General features: G+C 72.8%; 29 protein-coding genes. 16 read left to right on the top strand and 13 right to left on the bottom strand.

Annotation, left to right across the window (positions count from 1 at the left end; genetic code table 11):
* The first annotated feature begins 16 nt into the window (after positions 1 to 16).
* The 10 genes from AB0J42_RS16305 to AB0J42_RS16260 all read left to right on the top strand — a co-directional run bounded on the left by AB0J42_RS16305 (position 17) and on the right by AB0J42_RS16260 (position 9,841).
* Positions 17 to 1,066 carry a LacI family DNA-binding transcriptional regulator gene (locus AB0J42_RS16305; protein ID WP_364294507.1) on the top strand — a complete coding sequence of 350 codons (1,050 nt, stop codon included), beginning with the start codon at positions 17 to 19 and terminating at the stop codon, positions 1,064 to 1,066.
* Positions 1,063 to 1,953, top strand: coding sequence for a sugar ABC transporter permease (locus tag AB0J42_RS16300; protein WP_364294504.1), 891 nt, complete (start codon positions 1,063 to 1,065; stop codon positions 1,951 to 1,953). The genes AB0J42_RS16305 and AB0J42_RS16300 overlap by 4 nt, the downstream gene beginning before the upstream one ends.
* Complete coding sequence (locus AB0J42_RS16295; protein ID WP_364294501.1) at positions 1,950 to 2,768, top strand: carbohydrate ABC transporter permease; 819 nt, start codon at positions 1,950 to 1,952, stop codon at positions 2,766 to 2,768. The genes AB0J42_RS16300 and AB0J42_RS16295 overlap by 4 nt, the downstream gene beginning before the upstream one ends.
* Positions 2,769 to 2,777: 9 nt before the next feature.
* Positions 2,778 to 4,073, top strand: a complete 1,296-nt coding sequence (locus AB0J42_RS16290) for a sugar ABC transporter substrate-binding protein (RefSeq protein WP_364294498.1) — start codon at positions 2,778 to 2,780, stop codon at positions 4,071 to 4,073.
* The gene (locus tag AB0J42_RS16285) at positions 4,070 to 5,188 is read left to right on the top strand and encodes an ADP-ribosylglycohydrolase family protein (RefSeq protein WP_364294495.1); all 1,119 of its coding nucleotides are present in this window, start codon (positions 4,070 to 4,072) and stop codon (positions 5,186 to 5,188) included. The genes AB0J42_RS16290 and AB0J42_RS16285 overlap by 4 nt, the downstream gene beginning before the upstream one ends.
* 5 nt (positions 5,189 to 5,193) lie before the next feature.
* Entirely contained in the window at positions 5,194 to 6,162 is a 969-nt protein-coding gene (locus AB0J42_RS16280) for an ADP-ribosylglycohydrolase family protein (RefSeq protein ID WP_364294492.1), read from the top strand.
* On the top strand, positions 6,159 to 7,298 hold the full coding sequence (locus tag AB0J42_RS16275; protein WP_364294489.1) for an ADP-ribosylglycohydrolase family protein: 1,140 nt from the start codon (positions 6,159 to 6,161) through the stop codon (positions 7,296 to 7,298). Before AB0J42_RS16280 ends, AB0J42_RS16275 begins: the two co-directional genes overlap by 4 nt.
* The gene (locus tag AB0J42_RS16270; protein ID WP_364294486.1) at positions 7,298 to 8,626 is read left to right on the top strand and encodes an ADP-ribosylglycohydrolase family protein; all 1,329 of its coding nucleotides are present in this window, start codon (positions 7,298 to 7,300) and stop codon (positions 8,624 to 8,626) included. The genes AB0J42_RS16275 and AB0J42_RS16270 overlap by 1 nt, the downstream gene beginning before the upstream one ends.
* Positions 8,623 to 9,507, top strand: a complete 885-nt coding sequence (rbsK, locus tag AB0J42_RS16265) for a ribokinase (RefSeq protein ID WP_364294483.1) — start codon at positions 8,623 to 8,625, stop codon at positions 9,505 to 9,507. The genes AB0J42_RS16270 and rbsK overlap by 4 nt, the downstream gene beginning before the upstream one ends.
* 109 nt (positions 9,508 to 9,616) lie before the next feature.
* Entirely contained in the window at positions 9,617 to 9,841 is a 225-nt protein-coding gene (locus AB0J42_RS16260; protein WP_364294480.1) for a hypothetical protein, read from the top strand.
* Positions 9,842 to 10,214: 373 nt separating this feature from the next.
* On the opposite strand, the gene bla is transcribed toward AB0J42_RS16260, so the two are convergent.
* Both bla and AB0J42_RS16250 read right to left on the bottom strand, forming a co-directional pair.
* Positions 10,215 to 11,117: a class A beta-lactamase gene (gene bla, locus AB0J42_RS16255; protein WP_364294477.1), complete on the bottom strand. Its 903-nt coding sequence runs from the start codon at positions 11,115 to 11,117 to the stop codon at positions 10,215 to 10,217.
* Between the two features lie 579 nt (positions 11,118 to 11,696).
* On the bottom strand, positions 11,697 to 12,386 hold the full coding sequence (locus AB0J42_RS16250; protein WP_364294474.1) for a FadR/GntR family transcriptional regulator: 690 nt from the start codon (positions 12,384 to 12,386) through the stop codon (positions 11,697 to 11,699).
* Between the two features lie 180 nt (positions 12,387 to 12,566).
* On the opposite strand from AB0J42_RS16250, the gene AB0J42_RS16245 reads away from it, so the two are divergent.
* The gene (locus tag AB0J42_RS16245; protein ID WP_364294471.1) at positions 12,567 to 14,129 is read left to right on the top strand and encodes a 2-isopropylmalate synthase; all 1,563 of its coding nucleotides are present in this window, start codon (positions 12,567 to 12,569) and stop codon (positions 14,127 to 14,129) included.
* Between the two features lie 371 nt (positions 14,130 to 14,500).
* Here AB0J42_RS16245 and AB0J42_RS16240 read toward each other — a convergent pair whose 3' ends face one another.
* The gene (locus AB0J42_RS16240) at positions 14,501 to 14,674 is read right to left on the bottom strand and encodes a hypothetical protein (protein WP_364294468.1); all 174 of its coding nucleotides are present in this window, start codon (positions 14,672 to 14,674) and stop codon (positions 14,501 to 14,503) included.
* A 130-nt stretch (positions 14,675 to 14,804) separates the two neighbouring features.
* Complete coding sequence (gene pyrF, locus AB0J42_RS16235) at positions 14,805 to 15,593, bottom strand: orotidine-5'-phosphate decarboxylase (protein WP_364294465.1); 789 nt, start codon at positions 15,591 to 15,593, stop codon at positions 14,805 to 14,807.
* Positions 15,594 to 15,661: 68 nt separating this feature from the next.
* Here pyrF and AB0J42_RS16230 point away from each other — a divergent pair, with 68 nt between their 5' ends.
* Positions 15,662 to 16,138, top strand: a complete 477-nt coding sequence (locus tag AB0J42_RS16230; protein WP_364294462.1) for a DUF2283 domain-containing protein — start codon at positions 15,662 to 15,664, stop codon at positions 16,136 to 16,138.
* Here AB0J42_RS16230 and AB0J42_RS16225 read toward each other — a convergent pair.
* Positions 16,030 to 16,464 (bottom strand): helix-turn-helix domain-containing protein, encoded by a 435-nt coding sequence (locus tag AB0J42_RS16225; RefSeq protein ID WP_364294459.1) that lies wholly within the window; start codon positions 16,462 to 16,464, stop codon positions 16,030 to 16,032. The two genes, AB0J42_RS16230 and AB0J42_RS16225, sit on opposite strands and share 109 nt — an antisense overlap.
* Positions 16,465 to 16,546: 82 nt before the next feature.
* Between AB0J42_RS16225 and AB0J42_RS16220 the strand changes: the two genes are divergently transcribed.
* Positions 16,547 to 17,170: an NAD(P)-binding domain-containing protein gene (locus tag AB0J42_RS16220; protein ID WP_364294456.1), complete on the top strand. Its 624-nt coding sequence runs from the start codon at positions 16,547 to 16,549 to the stop codon at positions 17,168 to 17,170.
* Here AB0J42_RS16220 and AB0J42_RS16215 read toward each other — a convergent pair.
* The gene (locus AB0J42_RS16215) at positions 17,147 to 17,278 is read right to left on the bottom strand and encodes a hypothetical protein (protein ID WP_364294453.1); all 132 of its coding nucleotides are present in this window, start codon (positions 17,276 to 17,278) and stop codon (positions 17,147 to 17,149) included. The genes AB0J42_RS16220 and AB0J42_RS16215 overlap by 24 nt on opposite strands.
* Between AB0J42_RS16215 and AB0J42_RS16210 the strand changes: the two genes are divergently transcribed.
* The gene (locus AB0J42_RS16210; RefSeq protein WP_364294450.1) at positions 17,271 to 17,642 is read left to right on the top strand and encodes a hypothetical protein; all 372 of its coding nucleotides are present in this window, start codon (positions 17,271 to 17,273) and stop codon (positions 17,640 to 17,642) included. The genes AB0J42_RS16215 and AB0J42_RS16210 overlap by 8 nt on opposite strands.
* On the opposite strand, the gene AB0J42_RS16205 is transcribed toward AB0J42_RS16210, so the two are convergent.
* Complete coding sequence (locus tag AB0J42_RS16205) at positions 17,605 to 18,297, bottom strand: endonuclease V (protein WP_364294447.1); 693 nt, start codon at positions 18,295 to 18,297, stop codon at positions 17,605 to 17,607. The genes AB0J42_RS16210 and AB0J42_RS16205 overlap by 38 nt on opposite strands.
* 86 nt (positions 18,298 to 18,383) lie before the next feature.
* On the opposite strand from AB0J42_RS16205, the gene AB0J42_RS16200 reads away from it, so the two are divergent.
* Together AB0J42_RS16200 and AB0J42_RS16195 are read left to right on the top strand one after the other, a co-directional pair.
* The gene (locus tag AB0J42_RS16200; protein WP_364294444.1) at positions 18,384 to 19,625 is read left to right on the top strand and encodes an alpha/beta hydrolase; all 1,242 of its coding nucleotides are present in this window, start codon (positions 18,384 to 18,386) and stop codon (positions 19,623 to 19,625) included.
* A gap of 408 nt (positions 19,626 to 20,033) precedes the next feature.
* On the top strand, positions 20,034 to 20,774 hold the full coding sequence (locus AB0J42_RS16195) for a sulfite exporter TauE/SafE family protein (protein ID WP_364294441.1): 741 nt from the start codon (positions 20,034 to 20,036) through the stop codon (positions 20,772 to 20,774).
* Between the two features lie 70 nt (positions 20,775 to 20,844).
* On the opposite strand, the gene AB0J42_RS16190 is transcribed toward AB0J42_RS16195, so the two are convergent.
* The 6 genes from AB0J42_RS16190 to AB0J42_RS16165 form a co-directional block, all read right to left on the bottom strand.
* Entirely contained in the window at positions 20,845 to 21,525 is a 681-nt protein-coding gene (locus AB0J42_RS16190; protein ID WP_364294438.1) for a type 1 glutamine amidotransferase, read from the bottom strand.
* A gap of 2 nt (positions 21,526 to 21,527) precedes the next feature.
* Positions 21,528 to 22,355 (bottom strand): bifunctional 5,10-methylenetetrahydrofolate dehydrogenase/5,10-methenyltetrahydrofolate cyclohydrolase, encoded by an 828-nt coding sequence (locus AB0J42_RS16185; RefSeq protein ID WP_364294435.1) that lies wholly within the window; start codon positions 22,353 to 22,355, stop codon positions 21,528 to 21,530.
* A gap of 160 nt (positions 22,356 to 22,515) precedes the next feature.
* The gene (locus AB0J42_RS16180) at positions 22,516 to 23,121 is read right to left on the bottom strand and encodes a cyclodeaminase/cyclohydrolase family protein (protein ID WP_364294432.1); all 606 of its coding nucleotides are present in this window, start codon (positions 23,119 to 23,121) and stop codon (positions 22,516 to 22,518) included.
* Positions 23,122 to 23,150: 29 nt separating this feature from the next.
* Positions 23,151 to 23,660 (bottom strand): hypothetical protein, encoded by a 510-nt coding sequence (locus tag AB0J42_RS16175; protein ID WP_364294429.1) that lies wholly within the window; start codon positions 23,658 to 23,660, stop codon positions 23,151 to 23,153.
* 33 nt (positions 23,661 to 23,693) lie between these two features.
* A complete protein-coding gene (locus AB0J42_RS16170) occupies positions 23,694 to 24,740 on the bottom strand; it encodes a substrate-binding domain-containing protein (RefSeq protein ID WP_364294426.1) in 1,047 nt (348 codons plus the stop codon).
* Positions 24,737 to 26,053, bottom strand: a complete 1,317-nt coding sequence (locus AB0J42_RS16165) for a rhamnulokinase family protein (RefSeq protein ID WP_364294686.1) — start codon at positions 26,051 to 26,053, stop codon at positions 24,737 to 24,739. Before AB0J42_RS16165 ends, AB0J42_RS16170 begins: the two co-directional genes overlap by 4 nt.
* Positions 26,054 to 26,106 lie beyond the last annotated feature (53 nt).

Below are 26,106 nucleotides of genomic sequence, written 5' to 3'. Positions count from 1 at the left end.
AGGAAGATGGACAGCCTTGGCCGACGGACCCACGATCACCACGATCGCCGAGCGCGCCGGTGTGTCGATCGCCTCGGTTTCGCGGGTGCTCAACGGCCTGCCGACCCGGCAGGAGACCGTCCGCAAGGTGATGGCCGCCGCCGAGGAGCTCGGGTACGTGCGCAACGCCGTCGCCCGCTCCCTGAAGTCCCGCCGCACCCACCAGATCGCCTTCGCGATGGCCGACATCGGCAACCCCGCCTACCTGGCCATGCTCCGCCAGATCCAGCCGGTGCTCAAAGCCGCCGGCTACCGCCTCGTCCTGCACTCCACCGACGCGGTGGTGGCCGACGAGATCGACGTCCTGCACAGCCTCGGCGAGCGGTACGTGGACGGGCTGATCATGAGCCCGCTCCGCGTCACCCGCCGGCACCTGGACATGCTGGCCGCCGCCCGCGCCCCCGTGGTGATCATCGGTTCGGTGCCGGAGGGCACCCCCGTGGACAACGTCCGGGCCGACTCGCGCACCGGCGTGCAGCTCGCCGTCCGCCACCTGTACGGGCTCGGCCGCCGCACCATCGGCATGGTCAACGGCCCGACCGACACCGTGCCGGGCGCCGCCCGCGGGGCCGCGTACCGGGAGGCGCTGGAAGAGCTCGGTCTCCCGTACGACGAGGACCTGGTCGAGATCGGCGACTTCTACCGCGCCGAGGGCGGCCGGGCCGTGGCGGCGCTGCTGCGGCGGCGGCCCGACGTCGACGCGCTGATGTGCGCCAACGACCTGATCGCGCTCGGCGCGCTGGACGTGCTGCGCGCGGCCGGTCGGCGGGTGCCGCAGGACGTCGCGGTGGTCGGCATGGACGACACCGACCTGGCGGCGGCCTCCTGGCCGTCGCTGACCAGCGTCTCGCTCGGCTCGGCCGAGCGCGGCAAGGCCGCCGCCGAGCTGCTGCTCGACCGGCTGAAGAACGGCGACAGGGAGCCCCGCCGGGTGACCGTGCCGCCGCGGCTGGCGGTGCGGGCTTCCACGACGGGGGAGGAGCCCGCACCGTTACCCCCGCCCGGTGCGGAGAGGGGACGGCCGTGACCGCCGTCGCCACCGGGCGGCACCGGCGGGGCATGTCACGCCAGACCCGCGAGCTGTGGGTGCTCCTGCTGCCGGCGCTGGTTCCGGTGCTGGTCTTCAGCGTCGGCCCGCTGCTGTACGGGATCGGGCTGGCGTTCACCGACGCCCAGGGAGGCAGGAACCGCGTCACCGGCTTCTCCGGGCTGGACAACTTCGCCAGGCTGTTCACCGACAGCATGTTCTGGCAGTCCATGCAGGTCGGGCTGATCTGGGCGGTCTCGGTGACCGTGCTGCAGTTCCTCGCCGGGCTGGGGCTGGCGCTGCTGCTCAACGAGCGGCTGGCGCTGCGCGGCGTGGCGCGGGTGCTGGCCCTGGTGCCGTGGGCGATGCCGCCCGTGGTGATCGGCCTGATGTGGCGGCTGGTCTACCACCCGGACGCCGGCATCGTGAACAGCACGCTCGGCACCGACATCAACTGGCTGGCCGACTTCTCCTGGGCGCTGCCCGCCGTCGTCCTCATGGGCGTCTGGAGCGGCATGCCGCAGACCACCGTGGTGCTCCTGGCCGGGCTGCAGAACGTGCCCAAGGAGCTGTACGAGGCGGGCGCCATCGACGGGGCGGGCACCTGGAACAGGTTCCGGGACATCACGCTGCCCCAGCTCCGGCCGGTCATCGTCGCCATCACCTCGCTCAACTTCGTGTGGAACTTCAACCAGTTCAGCCTCGTCTACGTGCTCACCCAGGGCGGGCCGGGCGGCCGCACGAGACTGCCGATGCTGTTCGCCTACGAGGAGGCGTTCCAGTACGGCTTCTTCGGCTACGCGGCCTCGCTCGGCGTCACCATCATGATCGTCGTGCTCGGCCTGCTCGGCGTGTACCTGTGGCGGCAGCTGAGGGAGGCGTCGTGAGAAGGATCTCCCAGTACGCGGCGCTCCTGCTCTACCTGGTCTTCCTGGCCTTCCCGCTGATCTGGATGCTGTCGACGTCGCTCAAGACGCCGCAGGAGATGGCGAGCCTGAACCCGGCCTGGATCCCCAGGGAGCCGACGCTGGCCAACTACGCCGACGCGTTCGGCGAGCAGGACCTGGTCGGGGCCGGGCTGCGCAGCCTGATCGTGGCCGTGGCCAGCTCGTTCCTGACCGTCACGGTCGCGCTGCCCGCCGCCTACGCGCTGGCCCGCTACCGGGGCGTGCTCAAGCGGATCGCGCTCGGGTGGGTGCTGGTCAGCCAGGTCTTCCCGTTCATCCTGATCATCATCCCGCTCTTCATGGTCATGCGGGAGCTCGACCTGGTCAACTCGCTGACGGGGCTGGTCGCGGTGCACGTGACGTTCACGCTGCCGTTCGCGCTCTGGATGCTCCAGGGCTACGTCCGCTCGGTGCCGCGCGAGCTGGAGGAGGCCGCGGCGGTGGACGGGGCCGGCCGCATGCGGGCGATCGCCGCTGTGGTCGCCCCGCTGCTGGCCCCGGGCGTGGTGGCGACCTTGCTCTTCTCGTTCATCTCGTCGTGGAACGAGTTCCTGTTCGCGCTCGTGGTCCTGAAGGACCCGGACGTGATGACGCTCCCGCTGACGCTGGTGCGGTTCACCGGACCAGAGGGAGTGGCACGGCTCGGCCCGCTGGCGGCGGCCTCCCTCGTCGCCACGATTCCGAGCTTGATCTTTTTCGCGATCATCCAGCGCCGGCTCAGATCAGGCCTGATGGCCGGTGCTGTGAAGGGCTAGGAGGCTCAGATGGGTAAGAAGTTAGCGCTGGCCGCGGTGGCGATCGCCGTGCTGGCCACCGGGTGCGGTGGTGGGGGAACCGGTAAGTCCTCGGACGGGCCGGTGAAACTCGACTTCCTCAGCCTGGCCTGGCAGAAGGAGTCGGTGGAGGCCAACAAGGCGATCGTCGAAGAGTGGAACAAGGCCAACCCGGAGATCCAGGTCACCTACGTCCAGGGGAGCTGGGACAACGTCAACGACCAGCTCGTCACCTCCTTCGAGGGCGGTGACGTGCCGGACGTCTTCCACAACGACTCGCCCGCGCTGGCCGGATTCGCGTCCAAGGGCTACCTGCTCGACCTGAAGGACAAGCTGCCCGCCTCGCTGCGCGACGACATCCCGCAGGCCGCCTGGGACACGGTCACCTTCGACGACGGCAGCGGCGGCGAAGGCGTCTTCGGCGTGCCGTTCCTGCAGGAGTCGCAGGTCATCATCGCCAACAAGAAGCTCCTCGACGAGGCCGGGGTGCGCATCCCGACCCCCGCCGAGCCGTGGACCTGGAACGAGTTCGGCGAGGCGAGCAGGAAACTCACCAAGGACGGCACGTACGGCGTCGCCTGGCCGATGAAGTCCCCGGTCAACAAGGTGCTGAACCTGGCGCTGAACTTCGGCGGCACCTTCTTCGAGACCTCCGGCGGCAAGACCACCGTCAAGGTCGGCCCCGAGGAGAAGGCGGTCCTGCAGCGCATCCACGACCAGCTCCACAAGGACAAGACGGCCGACCCGTCGGCGCTCGGCATGGGCACCGCCGACCCGCTGCCCGGCTTCTTCGCCGGCAAGTACGCGATGCTCCCGGTCGGCGTCTACCTGCGCCAGCAGGTGGCCGAGCAGGCCCCCGACGGCTTCGAATGGGTGACCCTGCCGCCGCTCAAGGGCACCACCTCCAACCAGGGCGCGGTCTCGCAGACCCTGTCGGTGCCCGCCGACAGCAAGCACCAGGAGCAGGCCGTCGAGTTCATCTCGTTCTTCCTCAACGGCAAGAACCAGGCCCGGCTCGCCAAGGGCGACTGGCTGCTGCCCACCTCCCAGGAGGCCGCGTCCGACCCGTCGATCACCAGCCCCGAGAACGGCTGGGACGTGGCGACCGCCTCCGCCAAGGACCTCGTGGTGGCGCCGTTCCTCAAAGTGAACGGCTACGACGAATGGAAGAGCAAGGTGGCCACGCCGGTGCTGCAGGAGTTCCTGGCGAACAAGATCTCCCTGGACGAGGCGGCCGGCAAGCTCGTCGAGGAGGGCAACCAGGTGCTGGAGCGGTACCAGCGGTGACCCATCGCGACAGGGCCCGGGGGTGTCTGCTCGGCCTGGCGGCCGGCGACGCCCTCGGGGCGCCCGCCGAGAACCTCACGCCCGAGCAGATCCGCCGCCGGTGGGGGCGGCTCACCGAGATCGAGGGCGGCGGCACCGACGACACCGAGTACGCCATATTCGCCGCCGGGCTGCTGGTGGCGCACGGCCACGGGCTCACCGCCGAACTGGTCGCCGCCGCCTACCGGGACCTGGTGATCCCCGCCGTCACCGGGCCGATGCGCGGGGCCGGGTTCTCCGAGCTCGGCACCGTCCAGGCGCTCCGGCGCGGGCTGGAACCGCCGATGACCGGGCTGATCCACCAGCACGGCTGGTCCGACGGGCTCGCCATGCGGGCCGCCCCGTACGGAGTGTTCTGCCCGGGAGACCCGGTGGAGGCCGCGCGGCTGGTGACCGAGGACGGCCGGGTCAGCCAGTCGGGCGAGGGCATCCTCGGCGGGCGCGCCGTCGCCGGGGCCGTCGCCGCCGCCATGGCCGGGGCCGATCCGGCGCAGGTGATCGAGGCGGCCCTGTCCGTGGTGCCCGCCGACTCGTGGACGGCCCGGAACGTCGTCCGCGCCCGCGCCGCGCTCACCGCCGCCGACCCCGCCCAGGCCCTGCACGACGCGGTCGTGGCCCGTCACTACCCGTGGACCGACGTCGCCCCCGAGGCCGTCGCGCTGGCCCTGTCCGCCTGCCTGCACGGCGGCGGCGACGTGGAGGCATCCGTCACGTTCGCGGTGAGCCTGGGCAGGGACGCCGACACCATCGCCGCCATCGCCGGCGCCGTCGCGGGCGCGGGCCAGGGCGAATCCGGCGTCCCGGCCCGCTGGGCGGCCCGCATCGGCCCGGCCACCGGCAAATGCCTCCCGGTCGTCGCGGGGCGGCACGTCCTGGACGTGGCGGACGAACTCGTCACGGCTCACGACCGCGCGAGGTCCGCAGGTGGGGGAGAGGCAGGCCCGGCGGGGTCGTCGGCCTCCGCTGGGGCTCGGCGAGGCGTGGCGGCGTCCGCAGATGGGGGTGGGGGAGAGGTGAACCCGGCAGGTCCGATGACGCAGGCCGCCGGGAACGACGAGCGGGTGGAAGGGCTGTAGGGCGGATGAGGGGGGACAGGGTCGCAGGGGCCGTTGTCGGGCTCGCTGTGGGTGATGCGGCGGGGTGGCCTGCGGCCAGGCACCGGGCGGCGCTGCATGCGGCGTGGAGCCGCCGGTTGTATCGGGAGCTTGACGCGTTCGCCGAGGAGCATCGGGTGACGACGCTGCCGGTGCCGTTCGCGCTGAACCAGCCGACCGCGCCGCTGGCGGTCGGGCCGTCCGACGATGCCGAATGGCTCGCTTGGACAATCCTCACGATGAGGACGCCGCGGGCCGACGCGTTCAGGGCGCTGGCCGGGCGCGACGACATCCGGGCCAGGATCTCGGTCGTCACCGCGCTGGACAATCTCGCCAAGGGTGTCGAACCGCCCGCCAGCGGTCACGACAATCCGCACTACTTCGACGACGCCGCCGCCGTCAGGGCCGTCGCCTTCGGTCTGCGCGGCGCTGATCCCGATGAGGACGCCCAGGTCACCAACGCCGGTGACGGTCTGCTGGGCGCTCGGGCGATGGCCGCCGCCGTGGCCGAGGCCGTCACCACCGGATCGGCGGCCAAGGCCGTCGCCGCCGCGCTCGACGTACTGCCGGAAGACACCGCGATCGGCCGGAACGCCCGCCTGGCGCTGGACGCCGCCCGTGCGGCGGGCGACCCGTTCGGCGCGGTGCCCGCGCTGGACGCCGCGCTCCTCGACCACGTCTACAGCTACGGGGTGGGCGCCGCGCTGACCGTGCCGGCCGCGCTCGCCCTGACCGAGGTGTCGGACGGCGCGCTCGGCCGGGCCGTGCCCGCCGCCGCGTGCCTGCCGTCGCTGGCCGACTCCGCCCCCGCGCTCACCGGCGCGCTCACGGGAGCCTGCGGAGGATACGGCGCGATCCCGCGAGGATGGGTCGCGCCGGCCCGCACGCTGGCGGGCTGTTGCCTGCCGGAGCTGGCGGGCAAGGATCTCATCGAACTCACGGAGGAACTCGCATGACGCCGCTTGAAGACAAGGCCACCGGCTGCGTGGCGGGGGCGGCGGTGGGCGACGCGCTGGGCGGCGCGACCGAGGGGTGGACGCCCGAGCAGATCGTGGAACGTTACGGCGGCCGGGTCGAGGGCATCGTGCCGCCGTTCAACGCCGACTGGCGCAACGCCCGCCCGATCGCCCCGTACCACAAGGGCGACGGCCACATCACCGACGACACCCTGATGACCCACGCGCTCATCCGCGCCTACGAGAAGGCGGGCGGCCACCTCGACGCGTACGCCGTCGCCGAGCACCTGGTGCCCGAGCTGATGGCCGAGCGGCGGTGGATCCCGGAGCTGGAGAGCGAGGCGCTGCTCCTGCAGCGGGTCTTCCTGGCCGAGAAGTGGATCGTGGCCCGCCTGCACTACGGCCATGCCGATCCGCGCGAGGCCGGCGTCGGCAACATCGTCAACTGCGGCGCCGCCATGTACGTGTCCCCCGTCGGCATCGTCAACGCGGGCGACCCCGACGCCGCCTACGCCGAGGCGATCGACCTGACCGGCGCCCACCAGTCCAGCTACGGCCGGGAGGCCGCCGGGGTGATGGCCGCCGCGGTCGCCGAGGCGATGCGGCCGGGCGCCGGCCCCGACTCCGTGGTCGCCACCTGCCTGCGGCTGGCCAAGGACGGCACCCGCGCCGCCATCGAGGCCGTGTGCGAGACGGCCCGCGGGCTCGGCCACTGGGACGGCTCGTTCGAGGTGCTGCGCGCCGCCGTCCGCCCGTACGACACGGTCGCCGACACCTACCGCGACCAGGGCCTCGGCGCCCGCCGCCCGAGCCGCGTGCACAGCATCGAGGAGCTGCCGCTGGCGCTGGCGTTCCTGGTGATCGCCAAGGGCGACTACCGAGAGACCGTGCTGGGCGGCGTCAACTACGGCCGCGACGCCGACTCGATCGCCTCCATGGGCGGCGCCATCGCGGGCGCGCTGGGCGGGCTCGGCGCGGTCCCGCCCGAATGGGTCGAGCAGGTCGGCACGGCCAGCCGCACCGACCTGGTGGCGCCAGGACGCGTCATCGCCGCCGTCGCCCGCCGCGTGCACGCCGCCGACGTGGCCAGGCGCCGCGCCCACGAGGCCGCGTTCGCCGCGCTGCTGGAGGGCTGATGATCCGGCTCACCTGGGTCCAGCCCGAGGACCTGATCGGCCACGAGCTGCGGCAGGCCGCCGAGGACGGCAGGGACGTCGCCGCGATCGCCGCGCGCTGGCGCGCCGCCGGCGGCCACGACGCCCCGCCCCGCGCCGGTGCGTCGGGACCCGGCGAGCGGGCGCTCCGCCCGCTCGCCGAGGAACTCCTCGACGAGCTGGCGGCGATCCCGTCGCCCCTGGACGAGCCCTCCGACCTGGCCGCGATCGTCGCCGCCTGCCCGGACTGGCCCCGGCCCGGACGCCGCGCCGCCGCCGCGGGTGATCGGGTGCTAGGCGCGTGGCGGGGCCGCGCCGCCGGGTGCGTGCTCGGCAAGCCGGTCGAGAAGATCCCCCGTACGGGCATCAGAGAGATCGCCGAGACCACCGGGAACTGGCCGATCCGCGGCTGGTTCACCGCCGAGGGCCTGCCGCCGGAGGTGGCGGCGCGGTGGCCGTGGAACCGGCGCAGCGCCGTCGACTCCCTGGCCGAGAACATCGACGGCATCCCCGAGGACGACGACCTCAACTATCCGCTGCTCGCCCTGTCCGTCCTCGAACGGCACGGCCGCGGCTTCACCACCGACGACGTGGCCAGGCTCTGGCTGGACGAGCTGCCCGCCGGGCGCACGTTCACCGCCGAGCGCGTCGCGTACCGCAACCTCCTCGACGGCGTCGAACCCCCCGAGACGGCCACCCGCCGCAACCCGTTCCGCGAGTGGATCGGCGCGCTGATCAGAGCGGACGTGTACGGGTGGGTCAATCCCGGCGATCCCGGCACCGCCGCCGAATACGCCTGGCGCGACGCCCGGCTCACCCACACCGCCAACGGCCTCTACGGCGCCATGTTCGCCGCCGCCATGTGTGCCTCCTCGCTGGTCGCGGACTCGGCGGAGGAGGTCGTGGCGGCCGGGCTGTCGGTGGTGCCGCCCCGCTCCCGGCTGCACCGGGCCGTCCGGCAGGCCGTCGAGGACGCCGCCCGCGAGGACGACTTCGAACGGGTCATCGACCTGCTGCACGAACGGCACGGCGGCCTCCACTGGGTCCACACGCTCAACAACGCCGCCCTGATCGCCGCCGCCCTCGTGCACGCCCGCGGCGACTTCACCGCCACCATCGCCGGAGCCGTCGCCGGAGGCTGGGACACCGACTCCGCGGGCGCCACCGCGGGCTCCGTCGCCGGAGCGCTCAACGGCGGCGTTCCCGCCCGGTGGGCGCTCCGTGACAGCCTGGCCAGCAGCCTCACCGGTTTCGACGGCATCGGGCTCGCAGAACTGGCCCGCCGCACCCAGGAGTTGATGCACCAGTGATCACCGTCTTCGGCAGCGCCAACATGGACCTGGTCGCCTACGTCTCCCAAGCCCCCAAACTGGGCGAGACCGTGACCGGCCGCGACTTCCGCACCGTGCCCGGCGGCAAGGGCGCCAACCAGGCCATCGCCGCCGCCCGCGCGGGCGCCGAAGTCACGTTCCTCGGCGCGGTCGGCGAGGACGCCTTCGGCACCGAGATGCGCGACACCCTCGCCGACGCCGGCGTCGACGTGTCACTCCTCCGCCGCGTCCCCGGGGCGAGCGGCATCGCCCACATCGTGGTCGACGACCAGGGCGGCAACTCGATCATCGTCGTCCCCGGCGCGAACGGCACCGTCACCGGCCCCACCGAAGCCGAACGCGCCGTCATCGCCGCCTCCCAGGCACTCCTGCTCCAGCTGGAGCTGCCGATGGAAGCCGTCACCGCCGCCGCCCGCGCCGCCCGCGATGCCGGCGTCCCCGTCATCCTCACCCCCGCCCCCGCCCAGCCCCTCCCGGACGACCTGCTCGACGCCGTCACCCTGCTGCTGCCCAACGAGCACGAAGCCGCCGGCATCACCGGCGCCGCCACTCCCGCCGCCGCCCTCGACCTCCTGCTCGGCCGGGTGGGCGAGGCCGTCATCACGCTCGGCTCCGAAGGCGCCCTGTACGGATCGCGCTCCGGGGAACGGCTGACCGTCCCCGCCGTACCGGTGAAAGCGGTGGACACCACGGCGGCGGGCGACACGTTCGCCGGCGCGCTCGCCGTCGCCAGGGCCGAAGGCAGACCGGCGGCCGACGCACTCCGCTTCGCCGCCGCCGCTGCCGCGCTGTCCGTGCAGCGCGAAGGGGCCTCCACCTCGATGCCCCTCCGTGCCGAGATCGAGGCCGCGCTCGGCTGACGCCCGCATCGAACCCCTCCTGGGGGCAGGGGCAGGGTTCCGTGCGGAGATCGAGGCCGCGCTCGGCCGACATCCGCATCGAACTCTCCCAGCGGGGCAGGGGCAGGGCATGAGCGAGAACCCCGACGACATGCCCGCCGCGACCGGGATCGGCGGGGAAAGCGACGTGGTGGCGGAGCGCTCCGGCTCCAGCACCGGCAAGTCCCGCCGCCCCGTCCCGGCGGAGCCGCCCGAGTCGCGTGACGCGCCGGACTGGGCGGACGACGACCGGCCGGAGGAGCGAGGCCACGCCGAAGGCGACGAGGAACGCCCCGACATCGGCCCGACCGGCTGAACCGCTCCGCCTCGGCCGGTGGGACGAGGCTTTCCGGCTGGACCGGGAGTTCCGCCTCTACCGATGGATTGGGGGAAGAACGGACCGCTACCCCTCCGCTACCTTCACACCACCTGACCCCATCAGGCCGGAACATCCCTTAACCCGTCAGGCCGGTCATCCCTTGACCCCGTCAGCCCACCCGTCCACAAAGGCCCTCGCTATCGCTCGGACGCCCTCCCAAAGCCGGGCTACGCCCGGCGGCTATCGCCCCACCTGAACCACCCCAACACTCCCGAGTGAGACCCGAAGACTCCGGCAGCCATCGCCCGCCCCGTCAACCCACCCCCATCCCTGGGCCGAATCCCCTCCGGCACCCAGGGACCGAATCAGCTCACAACCTGCCGAGAGCCTTGGCAAGCGCCGTAGCGGCGGAGGCGATCACCTTGTCGTCGTGCGGGGTGTTGTCGGCGTTCCGGTTGGTGAACACCGACAGGATCATCGGCGCCTTCGCCCCGGGCGTCCAGACGATCGCCAGGTCGTTGGCGCTGCCGTGGTTGCTCGCGCCGCCGGTGCCGGTCTTGTCGCCCACCGTCCAGTCCTGGGGAAGCCCCGCCTTGATCCGGTTGGCGCCGGTGAGACTGGCCTTCAACCAGCCGACCAGCCGGGCCCGGTCATGGGCGTGCAGGGTTTTACCGGTGGTCAGCTCGGCGAAGGTCCGCGCGGCCGCCGCGGGGGTGGTGGTGTCGCGCTTCTCGCCGGGCTCCCACTGGGTCAGGGTGGGTTCCGTACGGTCGAGCCGGCTCGTCCGGTCGCCGGTGGCGCGGAAGAAGCGGGTCAGCCCGGACGGCCCGCCGAGCTGCTTCAGCAGAGTGTTGCCCGCGAATCCGTCGGACTTGGTGATCCCGGCGCGGCACAGCTGCGCGGGTGTCATGCCGGTGTCGGTGTATTCCAGGGTCTCCGGGGAGTTCCCGGTCAGCTCGGCCATGTCGGCGGGTTTCCAGCGGACCACCCTGTCCATCAGTCCCGGATCGCCGGTGCGCGCCTTGTGCAGCACGGCCGCGCACGCGAACACCTTGAAGCTGGAGTTGAACGGGAAGCGCTCACCGGCCCGGTAGCCGACCGTCTTGCCGGTGGCCAGGTCGATGCCGACCGCTCCGATCCGCCCGTCGTAGGACTTCTCCAGTTGCCGCAACGTCTCCTTCAGGCCAGGGGCGCTCGCACCGGCGGGGCTGCTCAGGAGCGCGGTGGCGGTCAGCGTCGCGATCCCGAGTCGCAGCATCACATGTCGTCGCATGCGGAAGAGAAGATCAGATAGCGAGCGAGGGCGTCCAATAGTGATATCGCTCACCCAGCGATATCGATCTAGATATCGGGGCAGGGCAGCCGCCTGGTCCAGGCTCGTGAATCCCTCCGGAGACGCGCGGAAAAGCTCTGTCCCGGTGGAGGACGCGTTCGGCTGCGACTGCTGCGATGGCTTCGACCAGGGACGTGTGGGTGTGGTCGCCGGGGTTGGGGTCGGTGGATCGCAGGCCGAGGAGGTCTGCCAGGTCGGTGAGGCGTTCGTGTAGGGCGGGGGCGAATTCGGCGAACAGGGGCGCTGAATCTACGAGTGGGTCGATGCCCGCGTCCCTCTGTCTCACCCAGGAGTGTTCGGGTGGCTCAGGTGGGGCGATAGCCGCCGGGCGCAGCCCGGCCCCGGGAAAGCGTCCGAGCGATAGCGAGGGCCTTTGTGGGCGGGTGGGCTGACGGGGGCAAGGGATGCACGGGGCAAGGGGTGGGGGCATGGCTGACGGGGTCAAGGGATGCACCGGCCTGACGGGTTAAGGGGATGTTCCCGCCTGGCGGGGTTAAGGGATGTTCCGGGCTGATGGGGTCAGGTGGTGTGGAGGTGGCGGAGGGTGGCGGTCAGTTCTTCGTGGAGGACGCGTTCGGCTGTGTCGGCGTCGCCTGCTGCGATGGCTTCGACCAGGGACGCGTGGGTGTGGTCGCCGGGGTTGGGGTCGGTGGATCGCAGGCCGAGGAGGTCTACCAGGTCGATGAGGCGTTCGCGTAGGGCGGGGGCGAATTCGGCGAACAGGTCCGACAGGACGGGGTTGCGGGCGGCTGACACCACCGCCGCGTGCAGGGCTATGTCGGCGTCTACGAACGCGGCGTCGTCCCCTGTCGCGGCGGCGCGGCGGGCCTCCAGGGCGGTGCGCAGGGTCTCGATGTCCTCGTCGGTGCGGCGGGTGGCGGCGAGGCGGGCGGCTCCGGTCTCCACCATGATGCGGACCTCGTACACGTCTGTGATGGCGGCGCGGCGCAGGCGGGCGGGCCAGTTCTCGGCGGGTTCGGTGGCGATGACGAAGACGCCCGACCCCTGACGCGCCTGCACGAGCCCGGCGCCGGCGAGGGCGCGCAGGGCCTCGCGGACGGTGGAGCGGCCGACGCCGAGGGTCTTGGCCAGCGTGGTCTCGCCGGGGAGGCGGGTGCCGACGGGCCACTTCCCGCTGGTGATCTGCTCGAGCAGCCGCTCGGTCGCCTGTTCGACGAGGGGGCTGGGGTTGAGGGCGCCTAGCGACATAGGGAAAAGCAACCTCTCAGCTTGTCTGAGGACCTGAGGTGTTTTATCGTACCGCGCATGACGTTCCGCGGTCTCCTTCTCAGTCGCCGCGGCGGGGCCTGACCGGGCCGGCACCCCGCCGCGGTGGCCCGGCCATGCCGGTCCTCTCCCGTTTCCCGTACGAGACCGGAAGGAAGCCCCGTGACCGCCGACTGGAACCCGCAACGTCCCAGCCCGATGCCCTGCCACCGCTACCGTCCCGCCTGCGAACGCGTCCACGTGCCGCCGATCGAGCGCACCTGGCCGTCCCGGCGCATCCGGCAGGCTCCGCTCTGGGTGCCCGTCGACCTGCGCGACGGCAACCAGGCCCTGGCCGAGCCGATGGACCCGGAGCGCAAGCGCCGCATGTTCGACCTGCTCGTCCGTACCGGCTTCAAGGAGATCGAGGCCGGCTACCCCTCCTCCTCCCAGCTCGACTTCGACTTCCTGCGCCTGCTGGCCGAGCCCGGCACGGTGCCCGGCGACGTCACGGTGGTGGCGTTCACCGCCGCCAGGGACGACCTGATCGCGCGTACGTTCGAGGCCGTCGAAGGGCTGCCCCGGGTCGTCGTCCACCTGTACGCGGCCACCGCGCCGGTCTGGCGGGACGTGGTGCTCGGGCTGGACCGCGAGGAACTGCGCACCCTGATCAGGCGGTCGGCCGAGCAGATCGCCCGGCTCTCCGACGCCCGCGGCGGCCCGCCGGTCCGGTACGAGTTCTCGCCCGAGGTGTTCAACCTGACCGAGCCCGACTACGTACTGGAGATCTGCGACGAACTGACCGCCCTCTGGGACGCCGGCCCCGACCACCCGGTCACCTACAACCTGCCGGCCACCGTCGAGATCTCCACCCCGAACGTCTACGCCGACCAGATCGAGTACATGCACCGCCACCTGGACCGGCGCGACTCGGTGATCCTCTCGGTCCACCCGCACAACGACCGCGGCACCGGCGTCGCCTGCGCCGAACTGGCGCTGATGGCCGGGGCGCAGCGGGTGGAGGGCTGCCTGTTCGGCAACGGCGAGCGGACCGGCAACGTCGACCTGGTCACGCTCGCGCTCAACCTGTACGCCCAGGGCGTCGACCCGATGCTGGACCTGTCCGACATCGACGGCATCCGCCGCACCGTCGAGCACTGCAACCGGCTCCCCGTCCCCGACCGCCACCCCTACGCCGGCGACCTGGTCTACACCGCCTTCTCCGGCACCCACCAGGACGCCATCGGCAAAGGCCTCGCCCACCACGCCAAACGCGCCGCCGACCTGGGCGTGCCGCCCGAGCAGGCCCCGTGGGACGTCCCCTACCTGCCGATCGACCCCGCCGACGTGGGCCGCGGCTACCAGGAGGTCATCCGGGTCAACAGCCAGTCGGGCAAAGGCGGCATCGCCTACCTGCTGGGCACCCGCTACGGGCTCGAACTGCCGCGGCGCCTGCAGATCGACTTCGCGGCCGTGGTGCAGCGGCGGGCCGACGGCAGCGGGGAGGAGGTCACGGCTGAGGAACTGTGGGCGCTGTTCCAGGAGACGTACCTGGTGACGCCCGCCGAGGTGGTGCCCGCCGGGGTGGAAGTGCTGTACGAGGCGGGGCATCAGGTGGACGGGCGGCACGTCGCCTACACGGAGATCCGCGCGGGCGGGGCCCTTTGGTGGGGCGCGGCGATGGCGGGCACACCGGAGGAGGCGGCGGCGCAGGCGGTCCGCGCGGCGGCGGCGCGGATCCGCTGAGGCTGTCAGGCTTCGCCGAACATGCGCTGCGTGTCGCTCTCGGGGGCTTCCAGGGCACGCGGCGTGTGTTCCAGCGCGCTTTTCTCGAAGCCTGAATGGGCCTATGTGACGCCCTTGATCTCGCTGATCTGCGGGTGCTTTTCGTCTGAGTGGCCTGAGCCTTTTTCTCTTGTACGGAAAAACCGGGGGTCGAGATCGGTGTTCAATGCCCGGGCTCACCCAGGAGTGCTCAGGCGGGGCGACAGCCGCCGGGCGCAGCCCGGCCCCGGGAAAGCGTCCGAGCGATAGCGAGGGCCTTTGTGGGCGGGTGGGCTGACGGGGTCAAGGGATGCACGGGGCAAGGGGTGGGTGGACGGGGCCAAGAGACACGCTCATACGGGCAGGAGCTTGCGCAGGAAGATCGTCAGCGCCTTGCCGGGCTTGTCCGCCGCGACGGCCGCGCGGGCCTGTTTCAGCACCTCGCCGCCCGGGCCCGACATGGGCGGCCCGATCACCGAGGCCGGTTCGAAGATGACGGTTCCGGCGAACGACGACGGCGAGGCCACCAGCGGGTCCCGTCGGACAGCCCGGGGTGGACCATCAGGATCGGTGGCCCCTGCCCGTCGTCATGGGCGCGGACCTCGGTGCCGTCCGCCGAAGTAGTAGTGATCATCCCGCCTGCCGATGCCGAGGAGGTCAGGGCGACAAGTGGTGAACGCACTCGTCCCGATAACGCTCCGTACGAGCCCGCAGTCCCGACTGCTCGCCGAGCAGGGCGCGAGAGACGGACGGCAGCACCGCGTGCCGCGCGGCGCCGAACACCCGCCCTACCTCGGCGGGCGTCGAACCCTCGGCGCCCGGCACCAGGACCGGCCCGTTGAGACGGTCGAGCGGGTAACCGGGGTCGGCCACGGAAGCGCCCACCACCACCCCCACCGAGCCCAGCGGCTCCCGGTCGGCGTTGGCGGCCCGTACCCCCTCGTAGATCTCCCCGGCCGCCGCCTCCTGCAGCCGCGCGCCCGTGCGGGCGAGCACGAACACGCCCGCGTCGCTGGCCAGCGCCGAGGTGATCGCCCCCGCCAGGCTGCCGAACCCGAAATACGGGTGGAACGTCACCGCGTCGGCGGCCAGCGGGCTGCCCCGGTCGAGGTAGGCCTCCGCGTAGGCGGCCATCGGGCCGCCGGTGTCGCCCCGGTTGGCGTCGAGCAGCACCAGCGGACCGGCGTCGCGCAGGTCGGCGATGGTCCGCTCCAGCACCGCGATGCCCCGGCTGCCCCAGCGTTCGTAGTAGGCAGACTGCGGCTTGACCACGGCGGCCAGGTCGCTCACCGCGTCGACCACGCCCCGGCTGAAGCGCTCCAGACCGGCGGGGGAATCGTCCAGCCCCCACGCGTGCAGCAGGTCGGGGCCGGGGTCCAGGCCCACGCAGAGCGGTCCGTACTTGTCGAGTCTGGCTCGTAACCGTGTCCCGAACGACTCGGTCATCACAGGCCCCCTTCGTGAAGTCGCATGGGCAGTCTTCCGGAGCGGGCGCTCCGGGTAAAGCGACGAACATGTACGAGATGGCCCGGCGCACGCTGATGTTGCGCACCGATCCCCCTCGGGAAGTGGTCGCCGCGATCGGCATGCCGTACGCGGAGCCCGGAGGAGAGTGGTCCTGCCCGTACCGGATCGACGGGCTGGCCGGCTGGGAGCACGAGCGGAAGGCCACCGGGGCGGATTCCCTGCAGGCAGTGGAGCTGGCGATGGCGATGGTGCGGGCCGCGCTGGCGGGCTCGCACGAACGCAAGGAGGGCCTGCTCGTCTGGGAGGAGGAGCCGGGCGGCAGACGGCCTTGCACGGTTTACCTCAGCTGGGACCGCGACCACAACATCGCATATATATCGATGAAGCATGAGACCGTGGCGGGCGAGGCGGCGCGTCAGGTGTCGGCCGACGGCGTGGTGCTCGACTTCGGCGGCGGCGGGGAGCTGCTGGGCGTGGAGCTGTCCGACGCCGAGAACCTGATGCCCGCGGACATGCGGCTGTAGACCTCCTGGGCGTCCATGACCTCGCCGGCGTGCTCGAACGCCCAGGCGCCGAGCGCGCCGATCGGCTCCAGCAGGCTCCGCCCCAGCTCTGTCAGCTCGTACTCGACCCGGGGCGGCGCCTCCGCGTACGCCCGGCGGTGGACCAGCCCGTTGAACTCCAGGCGGCGCAGCGTCTCGGTGAGGACCTTCTGGCTGATGCCGCCGATCTGGGTGCGCAGGTCGGCGGGGCGGCGGGGGCCGTGGCGCAGCGCCCACAGGACGACCGCGTTCCAGGTGTTGGCGAGCAGGTCGAAGGCGAGCCGGGCCTGGCAGTCGGCGAGGAACAACGCGGCCTCCGTCGGGCACCGAACGGTGCGTATCGGGCTTTCTAGGGTCGCTCCTCCATGTATCAGCACGTGAAGGAGTGACATGCGGATCGGGATCCTGGGGGCGGGGAACATGGCCGCCGCTCTCGGCGAGCAGTGGGTACGGGCCGGTCACGAGGTCATCGTCAGCGGGCGCGACCCGGGCAAGACGGCGGCCCTGGCCGCGACGCTGGGCGCCCGGGCCGGGACGTGGCAGGAGGCGGCGGCGTTCGGCGAGGTCGCCGTGGTGGCGGTCCTGGCCGGCGCGGTGCCCGCGGTGATCGCCCAGACAGGGGACGCGCTGCGGGGAAAGCCGGTGATCGACGTCACCAACGACGTGGGGCCGCACGGCTTCCGCCCCGTCGCCCGCGAGATCGCCCGGCTGAGCGGCGGCCACGTGGTCAAGGCGTTCAACCTCTGCCATGTGGACGTGTGGCGGATGACGCCGCCGGTCTTCGGCGGGCGCCCGCTCGCCGTGCCGCTCTGCGGGGACGACCCGGGCGCGCTCGCGCTCGCCCGTGAGCTGGCCGCCGACCTGGGGTGCACGCCGATGGACGGCGGCGGGCTCGGCCGGGCCGAGCTGCTGGAGGCCACGGCCGCGTTCATGATCGGGCTGTGGGCCGGCGGCGCCGACGCCCAGGCGGTGCTCCCGCCCCTCGCGCGGTCAGGCGCCCACCCGGCCGCCTGAGTACCACTCCTGGAGTACGCGCGATGCCGCCCGCCGGCGGATGTCGTGCGGGCAGGCGGCCGCGATCCTGGTGATCCCGTACGAGTCGAAGGAGAGAACTGTGGTCACCCAGGTCGCGCAGCGCAGCGGATATCTGACGGCGTTCCGGGCGGCGGCGCTGCTCTACGCGGCGGCGGTGTTCTTCCAGGCCGTCACGGCAGGACAGCTGCTGAGCGGCGCCGGGGCGGGCCCGCACGGGGCGGGCACCGGGGCCGTCCACCTGCTCGGCCTCGTCCTGGTCGTCACGGCCGTCCTGCTCTGGCGGCCGGGGCGGGGCGCCGCCTGGCCCGCCCTGGTCAGCACGGCGATGCTGGTGCTCGGGTTCGTGCAGACCATGCTGGGCGGGGCCGGGCAGGTGATGGCTCATCTGCCGCTCGGGATGGCGCTGTTCGGGCTCAGCGTGTGGCTCGTGGTCTGGTCCTGGCGCCCCTAGGGTTGCCGCGCCTGGCCAGGTGGTCGGCGAGACGTATCGGCTCGGGCAGCCGGTACCGGGGCGCCAGGCGGAGCACCTGTTCGGTCGCCGTGTCCAGGGAGATGCGATGCCCCTGCGACACGTACACCGGCTTGACGCCGTCGTGGGTGCGGAGGGCGCGGCCGGCCACCACCCCGTCCACCAGGATGGGCGACCACGCGCCGCGCTCCGGCGGCGGCGTCTCGGACGTGCCCACGAACTCGGTCTTGCCGACGCCCAGCGCGGGCAGGCCCGTGATGACCCCGAGATGGCAGGCCAGCCCGAAGCCGCGCGGATGCGCCAGCCCGTACCCGTCGCACACCAGCAGGTCCGGTGTGATCGTCAGCTTCTGCAGCGCGTCCACCAGCGCGGGCAGCTCACGGAAGGCGAACAGTCCCGGAACGTACGGGAACTCCACCTTGCCGTGCGCGACCACCTCCTCGACCACGGAGAGGGTGGCCGCGTCCAGCACCACCACCGCGGCCGTCAACTCGTCGTCGCCGTGGTAGTGCACGTCCAGGCCCGCCACGGTGCCGAACTGCTCGGGACCGGTCAGCTCGACCCGAGGGCGGAGCAATTCCTGTATGGCCTCCGCCTCCGCGATGCTCCCCGGCCATGGATGAAGATCGACCCGCACGCCTCACAACCTACGCCTCGCACTTCCATACCGATACAAGGTTAAGCAAAGGCCCAGATGGTGAAACTTCTGTAGTGTCGGAAGTCATGAGCGATGTCCTGGTGCTGATCGGCCCCGGACTGGCCGCGGACGAGCCCCTCCTAGGCGAAATCGCCGAACGCGAGTTCGTCTCGCTCGGCGTGCGCGGGGTCATCACGCGCGTCCGCGACCCCGCCGACGTCCGCTCCCGCGCCCGCCGCCGCCACCAGGGCCCGGGCGGCGACCCGGGGGAGCGGCGGAACGCGGACGGCCACGCGGTCGTCATCCTGCCGGGCCCCGGCGAACTGCGCGCCCTGATGACGGAACCGCTCGGCCCGGTCACCTGGCTGGACCTCTGGCGCGCGGACGGCGCCGAGGTGGCCGAGGACGCCACCCACCTGCACGGCCGCGGTCTCGACGGCCTCCGCTGGGCCATCCGTCACGCCGTCCACCGCCTCAGGCACCCCCACGTGCGCGTCCCGTACGGACCGCACCCCGACCAGTGGGGCCACCTCTACCTCCCGCAGGCGGACGACGCGGCGGCATCCGAGGTTCCCGGACGGCGCCGCCCGGAAGAGCCCTCTGACGGACCGGCGCTGCCACGCCGCCGCGCCCCGGCCCCGGAAACCCGAGTCGGTGAATCCACCGGCGGACCGTGGCCGGTCGTGGTGCTCCTGCACGGCGGGTACTGGCGGTCCATCTGGGCGGCCGACCTCATGGAGGCGCTCTGCGCCGACCTGACCGCCCGCGGGTTCGCCGTCTGGAACCTGGAGTACCGCCGCCCCGACCTGCACGGCTGGGACGCCACCGTCGCCGACGTGGCCGCCGGGCTGGCCGCGCTCTCCCGCCTGGAGGCGCCGCTCGACCCGCAGCGGGTGGCGATCGCCGGGCACTCGGCCGGCGGCCAGCTCGCCCTGCGGGCCGCCGCCGACGGCGCCGGCGTCGCGCTGGCCGTGTCGCTGGCGGGCGTGCTCGACCTGGTCGAGGGCGACCGCCGGTGGCTCAGCGCGGGCGCCGTGGCCTCCGCGCTCGGCGCCACCACCTGGGACGACGCCGCCGCCGAACGCGTCTACGGCGGGGCCTCCCCGCTGACGCGGGTGCCGCTCAAGGTACGGCAGCTCATCGTCCAGGGCTCCGGCGACGCCCTCGACCTGGTGGACTTCGGCCGGCGGTACGCGCGAGCAGCCGCCAACGCCGGAGACGAGGTCACCTACCTGGAGATGGTGGGCGACCACTTCGACGTGATCGACCCCGCCACCCCCATCTGGCAGGCCACCGCCCAGGCCATCACCGAGGCCCTCCGCGGATAATCACTCGCGGCGTCAGCGGGATGCCGATCTAATCCCGGTATGCCCGGCCCCCGATCTCACGCCTGCTCGCCCGTACGAAGGAGTGACGGAGATCACTCCGGTGCGGGCCTCTTCGGATGCCTGCTCGGCCGTACGGAAGAGCGACGGAGGCCACGCTGGATGCCGCCACCGTCATGCCAGGCGTGAAGGCGCTGCTCGGCCCGCACGGGCTGGTGTCGCTCTTCAGTACCCCGTGCTCCGAGGTGGAGTGCCGCGTCACCTGGCGGCGCCGGCGTCCTCCTGACGGCCAGGCTCGTCCGTACGGTGCGACGCCGAGAAATCGGAGTCAGGCGCGGCGAGAGGAGACGGGCGACGCCGATGGTCGGGGGCGGGCGCGGTGCGAGGACGGGTGCCGCCTAGCATGTCCGGGTGATCCTGGGAGAGCTGCTCGGCCTGCTTGCCGTGGGGGCGCTGGCCGGGGTGGTCAGCACCGTCGTCAGCCTCGCCTCGATCGTGTCCTACCCGGCGCTGCTGGCGTTCGGGCTCCCGCCGCTGACCGCGAACGTCACCAACACGGTCGCGCTGCTGTTCACCGGTCTCGGCGCGGCCTTCGGTTCGCGGCCGGAGCTGGCCGGGCAGGGGGCGCAGGTGGTCCGGCTGGGCTGGCTGACCATGCTGGGCGGCGCGACGGGCGCGTTCCTGCTGCTGGTCACCCCGTCCGAGACGTTCGGGCAGCTCGCGCCCTGGCTGATCGGGCTGGCCTCGCTGCTGCTGATCCGCCCGCCCCGGGGGAGACGGCGCGGCGAGCACGGGCCGCTCACGCGCTGCGCGCTGTTCGCCGTCGCGATCTACGTCGGTTACTTCGGGGCGGCGGGCGGCATCCTCATGCTGGCGGTGCTGACGTCGATGCTGGAGGGCACCCCGGCCCGGCTGAACGCGGTGAAGAACGTGCTGTCGGGCATGGCCAACGCGGTCGCCGCCACCGGGTTCGCGATCTTCGGGCCGGTCGACTGGGGCGCGGCGGTCCCGCTGGCGCTGGGGTTCCTGCTGGGCGGCTGGTTCGGCCCGAAGATCGCGCGCCGCCTCCCGGGGCAGAGTCTCCGCTACCTCGCCGCCGCCTGCGGCCTGGCGGTGTCGGTCAAACTCGGCTACGACGCTTACACCGCCTGACGGGTCTGTCAAAAGACACGGGTGTCTCTCCGAAGAAACGCGGACTCCACAAAGAAGCTCGCGCGGCCGGTCAGACCAGGTCGGCGAAGCGGCGGGCCACCTGGTGCCAGATCGGGGTCGAGACCGGCTCGTCCGCCACCGCCCGCGCGTACACCTCGTCGGGGTCGAACCCGTCCGCCCGCCACTCCCGGATCCGCGCCGGCAGCACCTCCGGATGGAACTGCACGCCCCACGCCCGGCCGCCCACCCGGAACGCCTGGTACGGGCAGCTCTCGGTCTCTGCCAGCCACACGGCGCCCGGCGGCAGCGCGGTGATCGCGTCGACGTGGTGCTCGATGGCCGGCACCACCCCGGGCAGGCCGTGGAAGAGCGGGTCGCCGGACGCCTCCGGCCGGATCGTCACCGGCAGGCTGCCGTTCTCGGGGGCGCCGGCGTCCGCGGTCACCTCGCCGCCCGCCACCTCGGCGAGCATCTGCCCGCCCAGGCAGATGCCGAACAGCGGCACCTCGTCCGCCAGCGCCTGCGCCACCAGCTTCCGAGTCGGGGCCAGCCAGGGCGCCCGGTGGTCGTCGCCCGGCAGGTAGCCGCCGCCCAGCACGATCATCGCGTCGTGCTCCAGCCGGTCGGGCACCGGCGCGCCGTCGTAGGCGTGCACCACGTCGAGCCGGAGCCCCGCCTCCTCCATCCAGGCGCCCCACCGGCTCGGGCCGCCGCTCCGGCTGTTCTGCACCACCAGAACCTCACGCGTCATCTTCACGGCAGGTTCGCCGCCCGGGCGGTGTGGCGCAGCAGCAGCGCGGTCGTCACCGGCCCGACGCCGCCCGGCACCGGGGTGAGCGCCTCCGCCTTGGCCGAGACCGCCTCGAAGTCCACGTCGCCGGTCAGGCCGCCGTCTTCGGTCGGGTTGGTGCCGACGTCGATGACGACCGCGCCGGGGGCGACGTGCTCGGCGCCGATCAGCCCCGCCCGGCCCACGGCGGCGACCAGGACCTCGGCGGCGGAGGTGACGGAGGCCAGGTCGCGGGTGCGCGAGTGGCAGACCGTGACCGTCGCGTGCCGGTCGAGCAGCAGGTGGGCCAGGGGCTTGCCGACGACGGTGGACCGGCCGACGACGACCGCCCGCCTGCCCTTCAGCTCCACCTCGTAGTGGTCGAGCAGCGCCATCACCGCGGCCGCCGTGGCGGGCGCGAACGCGGGCAGCCCGGCGGCCAGCCTGCCCAGCGAGAGCGGGTTGGCGCCGTCGACGTCCTTGCGCGGGTCGATGGCGCCCGCCAGTTCCTGCGCCGAGGCGCCCGGCGGCAGCGGGGTCTGCAGCATCAGCCCGTGCACGCCGCTGTCGCCGCTCAGCCTGATCAGGCTCTCCCGGATCTGCTCGGGCCGCGCGTCGGGGCCGAGGTCCACGATGTCGGCCGCGATGCCCACCCCGGCCGCCGCCTTGGCGATCGATCGCACGTACCACAGGCTCGCCTCGTCGCCGGTCGCCACCACGACGGCGAGCCGCGGCTGCGGCCCGGCCTCCACCTCCGCCGCCGTCTGCGCCCTGATCGCCTGCGCCAGGTCCTTGCCGCTGAGCTTTCTCACACGCCCGCCCTCTCGTCCGCCGACACCCTCACCCTCCCATCCCTTCCCTCCCGCACCGGAGAGCCCCCCGCCCTACCGGGCGGTACGGGAACGTTCGGGTCGCTACGTTTGATCTTGTACGTGGTACGGGGCGGAGGTTGCTCGCCCGGTGGCGAAACGTTCAGATTTTGAGACCCGCGCGGACCTCGGCCGTCACGCGGGCGGCGCGGTCCGCGGCGGCGTCCACCCCGGCCAGGCGGGACAGCAGCGCGGAGCGGACCGTCTCGTCGGTGATGCCGCCCAGGTTGACCTCGACGTTCACCCGGGCCGTGGTGAGCGCCGCCCGGGCCGCCTCGGCGGCCGCCGCCACGTCGGTGAGCAGGTTGCGGTTGCCGATCGGCAGCAGCGTCTCGCAGAGCTCGACCAGCCGGTGCGCGGTCTCGGCCACCCGGGCGGGCGGTTCGGCGGCGCCGGCCAGCGCGCGGGCGATCGACAGGGTGCGTTCCTCGCCCTTGGGCAGCCGGTAGGCGTCGGTGACCGCGGTGAACGCCGCCGCGTCCTGCTCCATCAGGTCCAGCGCCCGCGCCCGCAGCTCGTCCGTCTCGGAGATCACGCTCTCCACGGTCTCGGCGTGCTCGGCGTACTTGTCGCCGGTGGAGTAGCGGGCCACCATGCCGAGCAGCGCCGCGGCCTGCGCGGCGTGCAGGGCCGCGACGGCGCCTCCGCCGGGGGCGGGGACCTTGCCGGCCAGTTCGGACAGGAATCGGGCGATGCTCGTCTCGCGCATGGCAGGCATTCTGTCAGCCCGGCCGGTGGTCAGTCGCGGCGCATCGGCCGGGTCGCGTCGTCTCCTCGCCACGGCTCGTACGGGGAATCGGCGGGAGGGGGACCGGGGTAGGGCGGGGCGCTCGGCGCCGGACGGCCGCGCCACCGCGAGGGGAAGGCCGAGACGGCGAGCAGGAACACCCCGAGGAGGAACAGCAGGCCGGTGTAGCCGACGTTCATGAATCCCGAGGCGAACGGGTACGGCAGCCAGTTGCCCGGCAGGAGGCGCAGCCCGCTCAGCTCCAGCAGCGGCAGCGCCCCCAGCACGAGGTACTGCAGCGCGCCGAGCAGCGACGCGACCGGGGAAAGCCGCGACGAGGTCAGGAACGCCAGCCCGACGCCGGTGAGGATCAGCACCGCCATCGCCTGCCCGTCGATGCCGGAGAACCGCTGCAGGGAGACCGCGAGCCGGCCCGTGGAGTAGGACAGACCGGCCAGAATCAGCGACGGCAGGAAGACACCGGCGACGAACCCGAGCACGTGGCGAACACCGTTTGTCATGAATATCCCCGTTGTTCGGTTCGGCCCACCAAGCTACCGGGTGGACTCCCGCACGACGAGGTCCGGCTGGAACATGATCTGCTGGTGGGCGTGCGTGTCGGGGTTGTCGCACTCGTCCAGCAGCAGCTCGGTGGCCGTCCGCCCGAGCTGGTAGGTCGGCTGCCTGATCGAGCTGAGCGAGACGGCCGAGGCCGAGGCGAAGTCGATGTCGTCGTACCCGATGAGCGAGACGTCGTCCGGCACCCGCACCCCCGCCTGCATCAGCCCGCGCAGCACGCCCAGCGCCAGCAGGTCGTTGGCGCAGAACAGCGCGTCCGGCAGCACGTCCTGGGCGAGCAGCTTCTCGGCGGCCTGCTGCCCGGCGGCGGCGGTCATCGCGGGCATGGCGACCTCCCGCAGGCTGCCCGGGTCGCGCCCGGCGGCGGCCAGCGCGCGTTCGGCGCCGCGCCGCCGGTCCTGGCACTGGCGCATGGCGGCCGGCCCGGTGACGTACGCGATCCGGTCGGCCCCGCCCGCCAGCAGGTGCTCGACGGCCATCGCCCCGCCGGTCACGTCGTTGACCGCGACCGCGCACTGGTCGGCCCGCTCGGCCGGGTGGTCGACGAGCACCACGCTGATGCCGCGCTCGCGCAGCCGGTCGAGCCGGAGCGTGTCCTGGTCGGAGGGGGTGATGAGCACCCCGCGCACCCGCTGCTCGGCGAAGACCAGCAGGTTGCGCTCCTCCTTGACCCGGCTGCCGGAGGAGTTGCCGAGGATGACGGCGTAGCCGCGCTCGCTGGCCAGGTCCTCGACGCCCGCGGCCACGTCGGTGAAGAACGGGTTGCCGATGTCGATCACGGACAGGCCGATGGTGCGGCTGTGGCCGGCGCGCAGCGTGGACGCCGAGCCGTGGCGGACGAAGCCCAGCTCCCTGATCGCGCTCTCCACCCGGTCGCGGGTGGCCCCGGCGACCTTCTCCGGCCGGTTGAGCACGTTGGACACGGTGCCGGGCGACACTCCGGCCAGGGCCGCGACATCCTTGATCGATGGGCTCGGCCGGGTGCTCCCGGCCGGTGCCTCGTCCCATCCGTCGGTGCTCATCCGCGTTCCTGTGACTCGTAGGGGTGGCCGGGATCGTACGTGCGCACGCCCGCGCTCCGCCGGACCAGCTCCCGCATCTCGGCCAGGCCGCCGACCAGGCCGCGCGCGCGAGCCTGGACCAGCGCGTTGCCGATCGCGGCCGCCTCGACCGGGCCCGCCACGACGGGCAGGCCGGTGGCGTCGGCGGTGAGCCGGCACAGCAGCGTGTTCAGCGACCCGCCGCCCACCAGGTGGACCACCTCGACCGGCCGGCCGCTGAGCCGGACGGCGTCGGCGATCGCCCGCTGGTAGGCCAGGGCGAGGCTCTGCAGGATGCATCGTACGACCTGCGGGCGCCCCTCCGGCTCCGGCTGCCCGGTGCGGGCGCAGTAGGCGGCGATCCTGGCCGGCATGTCGCCCGGCGGCAGGAACGACGGGTCGTCCGGGTCGATGACGGTGCCGCTGCGCGCGCTCTCCGCCGCGGCCAGCAGCGGCTCCAGCGGCGGGTTCCCCCAGGCGCGCAGGCATTCCTGGAGGATCCACAGGCCCATGACGTTGCGCAGGTAACGGGTGGTGCCGTCGAGGCCGGCCTCGTTGGTGAAGTTGGCCAGGCGGCTCTCCTCGGTGAGCACCGGCGCGGGCAGCTCGACGCCGACCAGCGACCACGTGCCGCAGGAGATGTACGCGAAGCGGTCGGTCTCGGCGGGCACCGCGACGACGGCCGAGGCGGTGTCGTGGGAGGCGACCTTGACCACCTCGGTGGTGTAGCCGATCTCCTCGGCCACGTCCGCCCGCAGCGGGGAAGCGCTTTCCGAAAAATCAGGAAAAATCCGTCTGGGCAGCCCCAGCTTGCCGATCAGCTCCCACGCCCAGTCACGCCTGCTCACGTCGTACAGGGCGGTGGTGGAGGCGTTGGTCCGCTCGGCCCCGATGACCCCGGTCAGCCAGTAGCCGAGCAGGTCCGGGATGAGCAGCATGGTCTCGGCCCGGTCCAGCCGCTCGCACAGCAGCTGGTTGACGGTGTTGAAGGGCAGGAACTGCATCCCCGTCACCTCGTACGGGTCGATCCGCTCGGTGAAGCGGGCGGTGCGCGCGTCGCGGTAGTGGACCGGGTTGCCGATCAGCCTGCCGTCGCCGTCGAGCAGCCCGTAGTCGACCGCCCAGGAGTCGACGCCGACGGACTCGGCCGGGCCCGCCTCGCGCAGCCCGTCCAGCACCCCCTGGTAGAGGGAGAGGATGTCCCAGTGCAGGGTGCCGGCGACCCGTACCGGCCGGTTGGGGAATCGGTGCACCTCCCGCAGCTCGATCCGTCCGCCGGACACACCGGCGCTCATCACCCGCCCGCTGGAGGCGCCGAGATCAACAGCTGTGAATCGCACGATCTCGA

Source organism: Nonomuraea sp. NPDC049649 (assembly GCF_040675175.1).
In the GTDB taxonomy this organism is placed as follows: Bacteria; Actinomycetota; Actinomycetes; order Streptosporangiales; family Streptosporangiaceae; genus Nonomuraea.
This window is presented reverse-complemented; position numbering and strand designations above follow the sequence as displayed.

Bases quoted from the DNA above. Each gene is read 5' to 3' on its own strand.
- AB0J42_RS16290 (WP_364294498.1), top strand. From the start codon at position 2,778: ATGGGTAAGAAGTTAGCGCTGGCCGCGGTGGCGATCGCCGTGCTGGCC.
- AB0J42_RS16280 (WP_364294492.1), top strand. From the start codon at position 5,194: ATGAGGGGGGACAGGGTCGCAGGGGCCGTTGTCGGGCTCGCTGTGGGT.
- AB0J42_RS16275 (WP_364294489.1), top strand. From the start codon at position 6,159: ATGACGCCGCTTGAAGACAAGGCCACCGGCTGCGTGGCGGGGGCGGCG.
- AB0J42_RS16270 (WP_364294486.1), top strand. From the start codon at position 7,298: ATGATCCGGCTCACCTGGGTCCAGCCCGAGGACCTGATCGGCCACGAG.
- AB0J42_RS16260 (WP_364294480.1), top strand. From the start codon at position 9,617: ATGAGCGAGAACCCCGACGACATGCCCGCCGCGACCGGGATCGGCGGG.
- bla (WP_364294477.1), bottom strand. From the start codon at position 11,117: ATGCGACGACATGTGATGCTGCGACTCGGGATCGCGACGCTGACCGCC.
- AB0J42_RS16250 (WP_364294474.1), bottom strand. From the start codon at position 12,386: ATGTCGCTAGGCGCCCTCAACCCCAGCCCCCTCGTCGAACAGGCGACC.
- pyrF (WP_364294465.1), bottom strand. From the start codon at position 15,593: ATGACCGAGTCGTTCGGGACACGGTTACGAGCCAGACTCGACAAGTAC.
- AB0J42_RS16230 (WP_364294462.1), top strand. From the start codon at position 15,662: ATGTACGAGATGGCCCGGCGCACGCTGATGTTGCGCACCGATCCCCCT.
- AB0J42_RS16220 (WP_364294456.1), top strand. From the start codon at position 16,547: ATGCGGATCGGGATCCTGGGGGCGGGGAACATGGCCGCCGCTCTCGGC.
- AB0J42_RS16200 (WP_364294444.1), top strand. From the start codon at position 18,384: ATGAGCGATGTCCTGGTGCTGATCGGCCCCGGACTGGCCGCGGACGAG.
- AB0J42_RS16190 (WP_364294438.1), bottom strand. From the start codon at position 21,525: ATGACGCGTGAGGTTCTGGTGGTGCAGAACAGCCGGAGCGGCGGCCCG.
- AB0J42_RS16180 (WP_364294432.1), bottom strand. From the start codon at position 23,121: ATGCGCGAGACGAGCATCGCCCGATTCCTGTCCGAACTGGCCGGCAAG.
- AB0J42_RS16175 (WP_364294429.1), bottom strand. From the start codon at position 23,660: ATGACAAACGGTGTTCGCCACGTGCTCGGGTTCGTCGCCGGTGTCTTC.
- AB0J42_RS16170 (WP_364294426.1), bottom strand. From the start codon at position 24,740: ATGAGCACCGACGGATGGGACGAGGCACCGGCCGGGAGCACCCGGCCG.
- AB0J42_RS16165 (WP_364294686.1), bottom strand. From the start codon at position 26,053: ATGAGCGCCGGTGTGTCCGGCGGACGGATCGAGCTGCGGGAGGTGCAC.